This window comes from Lachnospira intestinalis (assembly GCF_040095895.1).
GTDB classification, from domain to species: domain Bacteria; phylum Bacillota; class Clostridia; order Lachnospirales; family Lachnospiraceae; genus Lachnospira; species Lachnospira intestinalis.
On record NZ_JBBMFS010000011.1, the window covers coordinates 12,323 to 25,202 of the forward strand.

Here is a 12,880-nt window from a genome sequence, read left to right on the forward strand (position 1 = left end):
GGCATCCAGCGCTCCGAACGGTTCATCCAATAAAAGAATCTTCGGATTGTTGACAAGCCCTCTTGCGATTGCCGCACTGCGGTCCCGGTCCTTCGACCTTATGTCCGTTGCGCTCCACAATGCCGTCCTCATATTCTGCCAGCCCCGATATAATACGAAGCAGTGTGCTTTTTCCGCAGCCGCTGTGTCCCACAATTGTAACGAACTCGCCTTCCTTGATTTCAAGCGATATATCCTTTAATACATCTACCGGTTTCTTATCGACAATGTATTGTTTGTTTAAATGTTCTATCCGAATAATAGCCTGCTTTTCCTCTCTCATTTTTCCAGTCCTTTCTTTTGCGCTTTGCATTTCCTACTTTTGTTATATGGATTATATGAATTGATGCCTCATTTTTCCAGTCTAATCTGTGAAACCGTTTTCATTCCTGTGGGATTTTTCACTGTTTTCATGAAATATAGGGGGATTTTTTAGAAAAAAAGACTTTTTTTTATAAATCAAGCCGTTTTATACAACTTATCGTGAAATCGTTTTCACTTTTTATTCTTCTGCGTTTGCGGCAAATGTGATGCAATACCGATAGACTTACTAGACTATTAACTTTGATTTTCAAAGATTTTCAGAAAGGAGCTGCTTATGTCTATTAAAAAAATTGCAGAAATAACCGGAACTTCCCCCGCAACCGTTTCGCGGGTTTTAAATAATCCTTCTTATAAATGTGCCGTACCGGGACTGCGCGATAAAATATGGAGGGCGGCAATGGATTTTTTTTACCCGGAATATGTGATTGAAACATATCAGACCGAAAAAGAAGGTTTTCAGACCATGCAGAAGTTTTTGAAATTAAAAGAACCGCCGACCGGCATTTACTGTGCCAATGACATTACCGCAATCGGCATGTTAAAATGCCTGAACCGGTACAGCAGCATTTTATACCGCCCTTCGATTATTTCCTGTGATGATATTGAAGAAGGACAGTTTATCAAGCCGATGCTTTCAACCGTCCAGCTTCCGAAAGAAAATATGGCGCGTTTCGCATTATTTGTCCTGCTCGACAGAATCCGCGGCGGACATAAAGAAGTGATTCGCATTGAACTGGAAGGAAAACTGCTGCTTAGAAGCAGCTGCTGCCGCGTGGAAGACGTCAGCCAGCCGGAGTATTATATATAATCCGCCCACCGTTCCTTCTCAATCCGCTCCCGCGTCACCAGACACTCCGGCTCCGGCGCAAGCACATGGCGCGTGACATCAAACACCTTTGCCGCATCACACAAAATGCAATCCGCACTGCCAAGCACCGTGTTTTTTGCCGCGCCACAGTCTGTAAATGCCTGCGTTAATTTCACAAAATCCTCTGAAATATGCGGCTGGTCGGGATTATAATGCTTTCTCATATAAACGTCCCTCTGCCCCTGCGGCCAAACCACCGTCAGCTTCACAGGCTTATCTGACAGGCGGTTTGGCACATTCAGCACTTCTTCCACGCTGTGAATATACGTATTTCGTTCATGTCCCACCCCGACAAGCAGAATTTTTCCGCCTGCGTCTTTTAACCTGTCGTAACAACCGCCCGGCGTACACGGTGTATTGCGGTATTCTTCTCCTGCAAGGTATTCTGCCGCATGTTTACCAAAGCCCGCCATGCTGTGGGTCGGGTGCAGGGAGCGCACAACACCTTCCCGCTTCATAAACAGATTGGTTAAAACGCCGACGCAGGACGGCTCTTTTTGGCTGTCAAAAACCGGGTGGCTTTCATTAACCGTTTTCCATGTATGCGTCGGAAGCAATAACAGACCTTCCTTAAAATACTCCATCCACGCATCCAGCACGGTTTCCGCACCGCCCTCTACATCGCCGATTGCTTTCATGGACGAATGAATCAGTATGGTTTCCGTTCCGTTAAGCCCCATTTGATAAAGCTGTTCTTTTAAATGCTTTTTTGTATACTGCATACATGTACCCTTTCCACTCTGAAAAAATCTCCAAATAACACCAGACACAGGCTGTATCTGCCGTGTAAACTATCCCCTCTGTTTCTATTATTTCTACTATACCGTACTTCTCTTCACATTGCAAATGTCCTGTTCCAAATACAAACCTGCATGCAGTCCCGGCACATTTTCATATACCGGAAGTTTTCCGGGTCAGTTTTGTCTAACCTCGTTATAACATATTGAGATCTGAAATGAAATTACAAAATTTAATGTTTTTTTATTGATTTTGCCAGTGAATTATGTATAATTATGGTAAGGCATGTGAAATTTTTCACTTATTGCATATGAATATTGTAAGTTCCGCACTTTGCGGCTTCTTACATATTACTATTATGAAGGAAAGAGGTTAAATTCAAGATGGCAGGAATTGATTTAAGCAAGTATGGTATTACAGGTTCAACTGAAATCATTCATAACCCTTCTTACGAATTATTATTCGAAGAAGAAACATCTTCTAAAAACGAAGGTTATGAAGTCGGTAAGGAAAGCGAACTTGGCGCAGTAAACGTTATGACAGGTATCTATACAGGACGTTCTCCTAAGGATAAGTACATCGTTGTTGATGAAAATTCTAAGGATACTGTATGGTGGACATCTGACGAATACAAGAACGATAACCACCCAATGTCAGAAGATGTATGGGCTAAGGTTAAGGATATTGCAAAGAGCGAACTTTCTAACAAGAGACTTTTCGTAGTTGATGCATTCTGCGGTGCCAATAAGGATACAAGAATGGCTGTCCGTTTCATCGTTGAAGTAGCTTGGCAGGCACATTTCGTAACAAATATGTTCATCAAGCCTACAGCAGAAGAACTTGAAAACTTCGAGCCTGATTTCGTTGTATACAACGCTTCTAAGGCTAAAGTTTCTAATTATGCAGAATTAGGTTTAAATTCTGAAACTTGTGTAGCATTCAACATCACAAGCCACGAACAGGTTATCATCAATACATGGTACGGCGGAGAAATGAAGAAGGGTATGTTCTCTATGATGAACTACTACCTTCCATTAAAGGGTATGGCTTCAATGCACTGCTCAGCTAACACAGATATGAACGGTGAAAACACAGCAATCTTCTTCGGTCTTTCAGGTACAGGTAAGACTACACTTTCAACAGACCCTAAGAGACTTCTCATCGGTGATGACGAACACGGCTGGGATGACAACGGTGTATTCAACTTTGAAGGCGGCTGCTACGCTAAGGTTATCAACCTTGATAAGGAATCTGAACCGGATATCTACAACGCAATTAAGAGAAACGCTCTCCTTGAAAACGTTACTCTTGATGCAGACGGTAAGATTGACTTCGCTGATAAGAGCGTAACAGAAAACACCCGTGTTTCTTACCCAATCGACCACATTAAGAATATTGTACGTCCGATTTCTTCAGCTCCTGCTGCTAAGAACGTTATCTTCCTTTCAGCTGATGCTTTCGGTGTACTGCCTCCAGTATCTATCCTGACACCGGAACAGACACAGTACTACTTCCTTTCAGGATTTACAGCTAAGCTTGCAGGTACAGAACGTGGTATCACAGAACCTACCCCTACATTCTCAGCTTGCTTCGGACAGGCATTCCTTGAGTTACATCCTACAAAGTATGCTGCTGAACTTGTTAAGAAGATGGAAAAGAGCGGAGCTAAGGCTTACTTAGTTAATACAGGTTGGAACGGAACAGGTAAGAGAATCTCTATTAAGGATACTCGTGGTATCATCGACGCTATCCTTTCAGGTGCTATTAAGACAGCTCCTACAAAGCAGATTCCAATGTTCAACTTTGAAGTACCTACAGAACTTCCGGGCGTTGACTCAGGTATCCTTGATCCTAGAGATACATACGCTGATGCTTCTGAATGGGAAACAAAGGCTAAGGATTTAGCTGAAAGATTCAACAAGAACTTCGTTAAGTACACAGGCAACGAAGCTGGTAAGGCTTTAGTAGCTGCCGGTCCTCAGCTTTAATCTGAAACTTCAATTAAATACTATAGGTCTTTGCCTATGATTTACAGCGGCTGTTGCTTTTTAAAGGAACAGCCGCTGTATTTATCTGAATCTATAAATAAAAACACCGAATATCTCTTATTGTAGAGATACTCGGCATTTTGGTCTGACTTTTGTTGAATTTTCGTATTTTGCGGGTTTTTACCGGTCAATTTCCGCTGCGTGTGCAAGTGCCGCATCAATATTGGCACAGAAGTTTTCTTCTCCGACCAGTTCCACAAAGCCTGCTTTTTCCATCATCGCACGCGGCTGTTCCTGTACATGGGAAAGCACCAGCGTAATGCCCTTCTTTTTGCAGATTTCATGAATATTCGTTAATGAGCGCAATGCGGTTACGTCCATTGCCGGTACACCGCGCATACGGATAATAACTACCTTAATGCCCGGTTCTGCTGAAATTTCCAGAAATTTATCTGCGGCGGCAAAGAACATCGGTCCGATAATTTCGTAAACCAGTGTATGCTTTGGCACAACCTTTAAAGAAATCTTATCTGGGTCATTATTTTCATCAATCTCACTTCCAAGGTACTTCCAGCTCTTTACCGCTGTAACATCAGACATTCTCTTTAAGAATAAAAGCGCTGCCAGTACGATACCGACTTCGATTGCCACAACAAGGTCAAATACAACAGTCAGTACAAAGGTAACAAGTAGCACGGCAACATCACTCTTTGGGGATTTGCGCACTAATTTAACAAATTCTCTCCAGCCGCTCATGTTATATGCAACCATAAACAAAATGGCGGCAATCGCAGGCATTGGAATCCATGCGGCATACGGCATTAATACAACAAGTACTAAAAGCAGTGTCACGGAATGAACCATTCCCGCAACCGGTGTTCGTCCACCGTTTTTTACATTGGCTGCGGTTCTTGCAATCGCACCTGTCGCCGGGATACCGCCAAACAGCGCTGATACAATGTTTCCGGCGCCCTGCGCAACCAGTTCCATATTCGGCTTGTGGCGGCTGCCAATCATACCGTCGGATACGACACAGGATAACAGGGATTCAATTCCTGCAAGCACCGCAATTGTCAGTGCATCCGGGAATAAATCACGAATCATGCCAAGACTTATTTTCGGCATGGAAATGCCCGGTACTTTATTGGATATTGTATACAAATCGCCAATCGTCTTTACATTCATGTGAAGCAGCTTTACCATTAAAATTGCTACGATAACTGCAATCAATGACGGTGGAATTTTTTCCGTGACCTTTGGAAACACAATCAGAATCGCAAGGGATACCAGTCCGACAATTAATGCCTGCACCTGAATTGTTCCGATACACGTAACACATTCTTTAACCTTGTCTATGGTTTCCACCGGTGAATATGTAAATGTCAGTCCCAAAAAGTCCTTGACCTGTCCGATAACAATCGTTACGGCAATACCAAAGGTAAAGCCCGATGTAATCGTATACGGAATGAAGCGGATTAAATTTCCGAACTTTAAAAGTCCCATTATAATAAGAAGGATTCCCGCCATAACGGTTGCCACAACAAGACCTTCCATCTGGTGTTCTGCGACAATTCCGGCTACAATCGTTGCAAATGCGGCGGTCGGTCCTGCAATCTGCACACGGCTTCCGCCCAGAAACGAAATGACAAATCCGGCAAAAATTGCCGTGTAAATACCCTGTTCCGGTCCAACACCGGAAGCAAGGGCTAACGCAATCGACAGCGGAAGCGCAATAATCGCCACAATAATACCGGCAATCACGTCTTTTACAAACTGCTCTTTTGAATATCCTTTCATGCAGTCAAACAACTTTGGTACAAACTGATTCATTTTTCTAACCTTTCTCTTTCTTTTCTTTGAAACACGCTGTTATACACCACATCCACGCGTGACAGCATTTCCTCTTACAGGCATGTCCAATTATAAATTTAATGTAAAAATTTTATAAACAAAAAACGTTTCTATTATAGCACACCTGCATAAATTTGCAAGCAAAAAAAGCAGGCCGGAATGTGCCGTCCCTCAAAGGATAAACCTTTTGGGAAACGGTCATTCCGACCCGCTTTATATGTCATACCTTATAAGTCCTGTCTTATATACTATGGCTTTATGTGTTTATAAACCAATACAAATGCACTGCGAGCTGTTTATGACTCAGATTCTACCGCATTATCATTTAAGAAATTCTGTACCTTCTGATACAGCACTTCGTAACCGACTTCTGAATTCATTTCATTGCCGTAGTTGTCTAAGATTTCCTGATAATTTGTGTATCCGTAGTAATCTGCAAGCTGTGCACCCATGTCGTTAATTTCATCGGCAGAAACCGTGATTTTTTCATTCGATGCAATCAGTGTCAGCACCATTTTTTCAAGAAGGTACTGCTGTGCATATTCTACTGCATAATCATTAAAAGCGTCCTGTGATTCAAATCCGTATACCTGTGAAAGATATGAATCTAAATCAGAAATGCCGTAAGATGAACCGTATGAGTTAAACTCTGATTCAACATTAGACTTTAATGTATTTACAAGGCTGTCTAATTCTTCCTGCGGATAACCGCTTGGTGTCAGATTTTCGCTGAGCTTGGAATAAACTGCCTGATATTTGTCACTTGCAAATGTAGATTCTGCCTGTGATGTCAGGTAATCCTTTACATAGCTTCTTAATTCAGCAACTGTTGTTGCTTCTACGCCGAGTGTAGACGCATTTTCAGCAACCCATGCATCTGTCAAATCCGGCACAGTGCTTTTCTGGATAGACTTTACGGTTACAACGAAAATAACATCTTTTCCCGCAAGGTCAGAGCTTGAGTAGTCTGAAGGGAACGTACACGGAATATTATATTCCTGACCGACTGTCAGACCGATAAGTCCCTGGTCTAAATCGGTAATAAACTTGCCTGAACCGATGGTATAGCTGGCATCCGTTGCTGTACCACCTGAGAACGCTTCTCCGTTTAACAGACCGCTGTAATCAAGCTTTACCGTATCGCCGGAAGCCGTCACGCCTTCTGTAACCGTTTCTGTTGTAGCTGTCTGTGATAATAACTTTGAAATGTAGCTTTCTACGTCATCATCAGATACCGTAAGAGATGAACGGTCTACAGATACTTCAACGCCCTTGTAATCCGGCAGTGTTACATACTGCTTGTAAACATCTGCATTGGATGTAATTGTTCCTGCATATTCTTCTGCTGTAACCTCTTTATTCACTGTAGATGCCGCATTATCCTGTGATGTCTTCTTGCCTCCGCAGGCTGTCAGGGACACTGCTAAAGATGCGGCAAGCATAACACCGAAAAATCTTTTTTTCATAAATCAAATTTCCTTTCGTTTCATCATTCCTATATTTTGATGTGTCACAATTTTACATGACTATATTGTTATAGCATAAATCATGATAAAAAAAAAGCCGTTTCACATTTTTTTCATGATTCCGGCGCAATTCTTCTTAATTTTTATAGATTTTATACGAAATATCCGCTATAATCATTTTGTTATGAAAATATTTTTTAGAAAATTGAAAACGGCTTTTTTTACACCGCTGCTGATACTCTGCATGCTTTCGGCCTGCGGCTGCCAGACACGGCTCTCTGACCCGGTCACCGTCACCGGATATAAGCTCAATACTTATGTACAGATTTCTTCCTATATAAATGTATCCAGATCCGTTTTAAACGGCTGTCTGGATTTGTGCGATACGTATGAACAGCTCTGCTCCCGTACTTTAGAGAGCAGTACGCTTTATGCCGTGAACCACCACCAGACCGATGAAATTCCGGCAGAGCTTGGTGAGCTGATTGCCACCGGCTTAGACTACTGCCGCATTTCCGACGGTGCGTTTGATATCACTATCGGAAGTGTCTCACAACTCTGGGATTTTACCGCAGAACAGCCGGCCGTTCCGGATGCTGCCGCCATTGCCAATGCATTGCAATATGTCGATTATACAAAAGTGGAACTTACACCGCTTGAGAACGGCAATTACCGCATTACCATGCCGGAGGGTACGATATTGGATCTCGGTGCGATTGCAAAGGGCTATATTGCGGATAAGATCAAAGATTATCTGTTAGCACATGATATTACAAGTGCCATGATTAATCTGGGCGGCAATGTGCTGTGTGTCGGCGGAAAAAGTGACTCGAAGGATTTTACGGTCGGTGTAAAAAAACCATTTACACAAAGCAATGAACTTTTGCTGACGTTAAATCTGCGGGACTGCTCTGTGGTGTCTTCCGGCACGTATGAACGGTATTTCTATGAAAATGATACCTTTTATCATCACATTTTAAATCCCGCAACCGGTTATCCTTACGACAACCGGCTGACAGATGTCACCATACTCTCTGCCGTTTCGCTGGACGGCGACTGTTTAAGCACCACGTGTTTTGCACTGGGGTTAGACGACGGTCTGGCACTCATTGAATCGCTGGACAATATCGAAGCCGTCTTTGTCACCACGGATGGAAGCATTTACTATTCCAGCGGCATGAGCCGGTATCTGAATGAGTGATACCGCAAATAAAAATTTGGAGGAAAAATCCTCTCCTCGCTTTAGGAGAAATGTGAGTAAACTCACATAGGATTTTCCTTCGGAAAACATGGAGGATTATATGATTCGTTCTTTTCTTGTTATTGTGTTCCTGATCCTGTTCTTTATCTTCAGCCTGATTGCGCTGCCGGTTGAATGGGTTATCGGAAAATTCAATCCCGATGTAAAGGCAGTTTCTTCCCTGCGGATTGTGCAGGGCGCTTTTCACATCATTTTATTTTTAGCCGGTGTGCATACAACTGTGACCGGACTGGAAAATATCCCGGACGATGAGCCGGTTTTATTTATCGGAAACCACCGCGGTTTTTTTGATGTGATTATTTCTTATACGTATATGAAACGTCCGACCGGATTTGTTGCCAAAAAGGAAATGAAAAAGGCGCTGATTATCCGCCGCTGGATGGACAATTTATTCTGTCTGTTCTTAGACCGTGAAAATATGAAGGAAGGCTTAAAAACCATTTTAAAGGGAATTGACTACATTAAAGACGGCAAATCCATTGTTATTTTTCCGGAAGGCACACGCAATAAAGGCGAAGGTGTTCAGGATTTCCACGCCGGAAGCTTTAAATTTGCAGAAAAAACAGGCTGTAAGATTATTCCGATGGTACAGACCAATACCGACTGCATTTTTGAACGTCAGTTTCCGCGCTTAAAGGCAACACACACCACGCTCGCTTTCGGCAAACCGATTGATGTTAATTCTTTCCCAAAGGAAGAACGCAAAAAAATTGCCGCCTATACGCATGATGTCATTGTAGAAATGTATGAAAAAGAATAACTTTTTTCTTTTCAAATACGGGCATATATGCTATACTTTTATAGATATTTTAATAATTTAGGAGGACGATACTATGCCAGTCTGGGGAATCGTTTTATTAGTAATTTTCGTCATTTTACTTGCCGTATTTATCGGTTTAATGATTTTTGGAAACAAGCTCCGTAAACAGCAGGACGAACAGCAGGCGCAGATTGATGCGGCAAAGCAGGTGATGTCCATGTTAATCATTGATAAAAAGAAGATGAAGCTTAAAGATGCCAATCTTCCAAAGATGGTTTTAGAGCAGACACCAAAGTATCTGCGCGGCAGTAAGATGCCTATTGTAAAAGCTAAAATCGGACCGAGAATCATGACACTTATGGCAGACCCGAAGGTTTTTGACCAGCTTCCGGTTAAGGCCGAAGTCAAAGCTGAAGTCAGCGGTATTTACATTACAGGAATCAAATCTGTACGCGGCGGTAAAGTCGTTGCAGAACCGGCTCCGAAGAAAAAAGGACTTAAAAAATTTTTCAGTAAGAACAAATAATTAATTTACATAAGGGCTGTTGCAGAAAGTATTCCTATTTTTTGCACAGCCCTTTCATCTAATTGAGTGCCATGTATCCGATGATACATAAGAATGGAGGATTTATGCGTAATCTCACACTTTTAACAGATTTATATGAACTGACTATGATGCAGGGATATTTTAAAACCGACAATAACCGCACGGTTATTTTCGATGCCTTTCACAGAAAAAATCCATGTGACGGCGCTTATGCGATTTCCTGCGGCTTAGAACAGGTCATTGACTACATTAAGAATCTTCATTTTACAGAAGATGATATTGCATACCTGCGTAGTCTGTCTATCTTTGATGAAGACTTTCTGGAATATTTAAGTAACTTCCACTTCACAGGTGATATTTATGCCATTCCGGAAGGTACGGTCATTTTCCCGCGTGAACCGATTGTCAAGGTCATCGCACCGATTATGGAAGCACAGCTTGTTGAAACAGCTATTTTAAATATTATCAACCACCAGAGTTTAATTGCCACAAAGGCCGCCCGTGTCTGCTACGCCGCAAAGGGTGACGGTATTATGGAATTCGGTCTGCGCCGCGCACAGGGACCGGACGCCGGTATTTACGGTGCAAGAGCCGCTGTTATTGCAGGCTGTGTCGGTACGAGCAACGTCCTGACCGGTCAGATGTTTGGTGTGCCGGTAAAGGGAACACACGCCCACAGCTGGATTATGAGCTTTCCGGATGAATATACTGCATTTAAAACCTATGCCGATTTGTATCCGGATGCGTGTATCCTGCTTGTCGATACGTATGACACCCTGCGTTCCGGTGTACCGAATGCGATTCGCGTATTTAAGGAAATGCGTGAAAAAGGCATTGATTTAAAGGACTACGGTATCCGTCTGGATTCCGGCGATTTAGCTTATCTGACAAAGAAAGCGCGTAAAATGTTAGACGATGCCGGATTTGAAGATGCCATTATTTCCGCTTCCAGCGACTTAGACGAATATCTGATTGACTCCTTAAAGACACAGGGTGCGGCGATTACTTCATGGGGTGTCGGAACCAATCTGATTACTTCTAAGGACAACCCGGCATTCGGCGGTGTTTATAAGCTTGCCGCAGTGATGGGCGATGACGGCACATTTATTCCGAAAATCAAGCTGTCCGAAAATTCAGAGAAAATCACAAATCCGGGCAACAAGACGGTTTACCGTGTCTACGATGCCGACGGCATGATTAAGGCGGATTTAATCGCGCTGGCCGATGAAACGTATGATGAATCACAGCCTCTGCTTTTATTTGACCCTGTGGAAACGTGGAAAAAGACACTGATGGAGCCGGGCGAGTATTCTATGCGTGAGATTATGGTGAAAGTATTTGATAAGGGCGAGTGTGTTTACGATTCGCCAAATGTCATGGACATTCAGAAATACTGCAAACAGGAGCAGGCAACGCTTTGGGATGAATCCAAGCGGCTGATTAATCCTCAGGTTGTTCATGTCGATTTATCACAGAAGCTTTATGATTTAAAGCAGGAACTCCTGCACAATTACGGACGGGAAAAGCTGTAGCAATACGGCTTCCCGCCCTTTTTTAATTTGCTTTTCTATTTTTCCAGTGTATTTAACAGTTCATACAGAAGCGTATACAACTGTGCAGCTTTTTCCTGCGGAAGTGCCGCGCATGCCATCATTTTCTGCGGAATCAGCACCGCTTCGTCTTTTAAGTCTTCTCCCTTTGGCGTAATGGCGGCAATTAACACCCGCTCGTCTTCTTCGCTTCGGGTATGTGTCACATAGCCTTTCTGCTCTAATTTTTTTAAGAGCGGCGTGAGTGTTCCGGAATCTAAAAACAGGCATTTGCCCAGTTCCTTGACACTGATTTGCTTTTTTTCCACAGCACCATCATGGCGATGTACTGTGTATAGGTTAAATCTATTTTTTCAAGAAATGGTGTATACCGCTTGATAATCTCTCTGGAGCAGGCATACAGCGGAAAACACAGCCCGCCGGACATTTCATGATTATCTGACGGACTGTGTTTTAACTCATTTTTTACTTTTGATTCTGCTCAAGCTGTTCCAGCTTTTCCGCCATTTCCCGTAACCGGCGTCTGGCTGCTTCCAGTTCTTCTTTTTGTGTGTCAATGGTTGCTTTCTGTGAATCAATCGTTTCCTGCTTTGCTTCCAATTCTTCCTTCTGCGTGTCAATCTTTTCCTTCTGAACATCAATCGTATCCTGCATTTCATCTATCATGTACTGCACCGTATTTCTATCCAGTTGAATCAATTCCTTTGAAAACATTTCCATCACCTTTTCCACATTCTGGCACATGACATAGATTTCTTCGTACATTTCTTTAAACTCCGGGTACTGACTGATTAGTTCAATGATAATCTCCGGTTCGTCTGTACTTAGAAATGTGAGCCACGCTTCTGTCTTATTCCTAAGATTATTGTGGTAGATTCCACGGAAAATGTCAAGCGGTATGAACACATATTTTTGCAGTAATTCCAGTTCCAGACCTGTGTCTGACTGCTGTTTGAATTTGTGAATGTAGTTTTGTGGATATTCATGAAATTCTTTGATACTTGTTTCAAAGAATACTATCGTATAGACGGATTTTATATCCTTATAACTGAAGGCTTTTTTCTTTTCGCCTTTGACCCCGGTGCAGTAGTCTAAAAATTCTTCCTGCTGTTCTTCGTCCCATTCCCGATATTTTTCTAAAAGTTTTGGATTCTCGCGGATTTCTCTTTCAATATCCTCCCGCTCACGAATCATCGGAAAATACTGTTTTAATTTTGTTGTGCTTTTTGGCAATCGCATCGCCCCTTTCTTTCGCATTTTATTCATCATTCAACAATATTTATAAATATTGTTGATGTATATAATATACTTCATATAATAAACCTTGTCAATATATTTTTTACACTATACAAATAGCATTTAAAACCATTTTCCTCCGTCCTGACAAAGTCCCTTTAATACAAAAAGAGCAGACACAAAAATTCCTTCTGTATCTGCTCTCTATCTGCTTTTTAACACTTTATCACAAAACCGTATCAACAAAATTCA

12 protein-coding genes are annotated in these 12,880 nt (G+C 42.3%); 6 read left to right on the forward strand and 6 right to left on the reverse strand.

Translation table 11 applies throughout. The features are described 5' to 3' along the window. Positions 1-22: 22 nt before the first annotated feature. Positions 23-322 (reverse strand): ATP-binding cassette domain-containing protein, encoded by a 300-nt coding sequence (locus tag WMO37_RS11830; protein ID WP_331464631.1) that lies wholly within the window; start codon positions 320-322, stop codon positions 23-25. Positions 323-637: 315 nt separating this feature from the next. Here WMO37_RS11830 and WMO37_RS11835 point away from each other — a divergent pair, with 315 nt between their 5' ends. Next, positions 638-1,171, forward strand: a complete 534-nt coding sequence (locus WMO37_RS11835; RefSeq protein ID WP_022432086.1) for a LacI family DNA-binding transcriptional regulator — start codon at positions 638-640, stop codon at positions 1,169-1,171. On the opposite strand, the gene WMO37_RS11840 is transcribed toward WMO37_RS11835, so the two are convergent. Beyond that, positions 1,162-1,953, reverse strand: a complete 792-nt coding sequence (locus WMO37_RS11840; protein WP_349155115.1) for an AAC(3) family N-acetyltransferase — start codon at positions 1,951-1,953, stop codon at positions 1,162-1,164. The genes WMO37_RS11835 and WMO37_RS11840 overlap by 10 nt on opposite strands. A 399-nt stretch (positions 1,954-2,352) precedes the next feature. Between WMO37_RS11840 and pckA the strand changes: the two genes are divergently transcribed. Continuing rightward, a complete protein-coding gene (pckA, locus tag WMO37_RS11845; protein WP_022432088.1) occupies positions 2,353-3,957 on the forward strand; it encodes a phosphoenolpyruvate carboxykinase (ATP) in 1,605 nt (534 codons plus the stop codon). Between the two features lie 180 nt (positions 3,958-4,137). Here the strand turns inward: pckA and WMO37_RS11850 are convergent, their stop codons facing one another. Both WMO37_RS11850 and tig read right to left on the reverse strand, forming a co-directional pair. Further along, positions 4,138-5,787 (reverse strand): SulP family inorganic anion transporter, encoded by a 1,650-nt coding sequence (locus WMO37_RS11850; RefSeq protein ID WP_349155116.1) that lies wholly within the window; start codon positions 5,785-5,787, stop codon positions 4,138-4,140. A gap of 317 nt (positions 5,788-6,104) precedes the next feature. Next, complete coding sequence (tig, locus tag WMO37_RS11855; protein ID WP_349155117.1) at positions 6,105-7,274, reverse strand: trigger factor; 1,170 nt, start codon at positions 7,272-7,274, stop codon at positions 6,105-6,107. Positions 7,275-7,479: 205 nt separating this feature from the next. On the opposite strand from tig, the gene WMO37_RS11860 reads away from it, so the two are divergent. The 4 genes from WMO37_RS11860 (at position 7,480) to WMO37_RS11875 (ending at position 11,374) form a co-directional block, all read left to right on the forward strand. Beyond that, positions 7,480-8,475, forward strand: coding sequence for an FAD:protein FMN transferase (locus WMO37_RS11860; RefSeq protein ID WP_349155118.1), 996 nt, complete (start codon positions 7,480-7,482; stop codon positions 8,473-8,475). 100 nt (positions 8,476-8,575) lie between these two features. Beyond that, positions 8,576-9,295, forward strand: a complete 720-nt coding sequence (locus WMO37_RS11865) for a lysophospholipid acyltransferase family protein (protein WP_349155119.1) — start codon at positions 8,576-8,578, stop codon at positions 9,293-9,295. Between the two features lie 73 nt (positions 9,296-9,368). Further along, entirely contained in the window at positions 9,369-9,821 is a 453-nt protein-coding gene (locus WMO37_RS11870) for a hypothetical protein (RefSeq protein WP_022432093.1), read from the forward strand. 104 nt (positions 9,822-9,925) lie between these two features. Beyond that, complete coding sequence (locus WMO37_RS11875) at positions 9,926-11,374, forward strand: nicotinate phosphoribosyltransferase (protein WP_349155120.1); 1,449 nt, start codon at positions 9,926-9,928, stop codon at positions 11,372-11,374. 35 nt (positions 11,375-11,409) lie between these two features. Here WMO37_RS11875 and WMO37_RS11880 read toward each other — a convergent pair whose 3' ends face one another. Beyond that, positions 11,410-11,700, reverse strand: coding sequence for a MarR family winged helix-turn-helix transcriptional regulator (locus tag WMO37_RS11880; protein ID WP_320055238.1), 291 nt, complete (start codon positions 11,698-11,700; stop codon positions 11,410-11,412). Positions 11,701-11,857: 157 nt separating this feature from the next. Beyond that, on the reverse strand, positions 11,858-12,625 hold the full coding sequence (locus WMO37_RS11885; RefSeq protein WP_349155121.1) for a PD-(D/E)XK nuclease family transposase: 768 nt from the start codon (positions 12,623-12,625) through the stop codon (positions 11,858-11,860). Between the last annotated feature and the right edge of the window lie 255 nt (positions 12,626-12,880).

What these genes read in the sequence shown, in the direction of transcription:
- WMO37_RS11830 (WP_331464631.1), bottom strand. Translation starts at nt 322, where the DNA reads ATGAGAGAGGAAAAGCAGGCTATTATTCGGATAGAACATTTAAACAAA.
- WMO37_RS11835 (WP_022432086.1), top strand. Translation starts at nt 638, where the DNA reads ATGTCTATTAAAAAAATTGCAGAAATAACCGGAACTTCCCCCGCAACC.
- WMO37_RS11840 (WP_349155115.1), bottom strand. Translation starts at nt 1,953, where the DNA reads ATGCAGTATACAAAAAAGCATTTAAAAGAACAGCTTTATCAAATGGGG.
- pckA (WP_022432088.1), top strand. Translation starts at nt 2,353, where the DNA reads ATGGCAGGAATTGATTTAAGCAAGTATGGTATTACAGGTTCAACTGAA.
- WMO37_RS11850 (WP_349155116.1), bottom strand. Translation starts at nt 5,787, where the DNA reads ATGAATCAGTTTGTACCAAAGTTGTTTGACTGCATGAAAGGATATTCA.
- tig (WP_349155117.1), bottom strand. Translation starts at nt 7,274, where the DNA reads ATGAAAAAAAGATTTTTCGGTGTTATGCTTGCCGCATCTTTAGCAGTG.
- WMO37_RS11865 (WP_349155119.1), top strand. Translation starts at nt 8,576, where the DNA reads ATGATTCGTTCTTTTCTTGTTATTGTGTTCCTGATCCTGTTCTTTATC.
- WMO37_RS11870 (WP_022432093.1), top strand. Translation starts at nt 9,369, where the DNA reads ATGCCAGTCTGGGGAATCGTTTTATTAGTAATTTTCGTCATTTTACTT.
- WMO37_RS11875 (WP_349155120.1), top strand. Translation starts at nt 9,926, where the DNA reads ATGCGTAATCTCACACTTTTAACAGATTTATATGAACTGACTATGATG.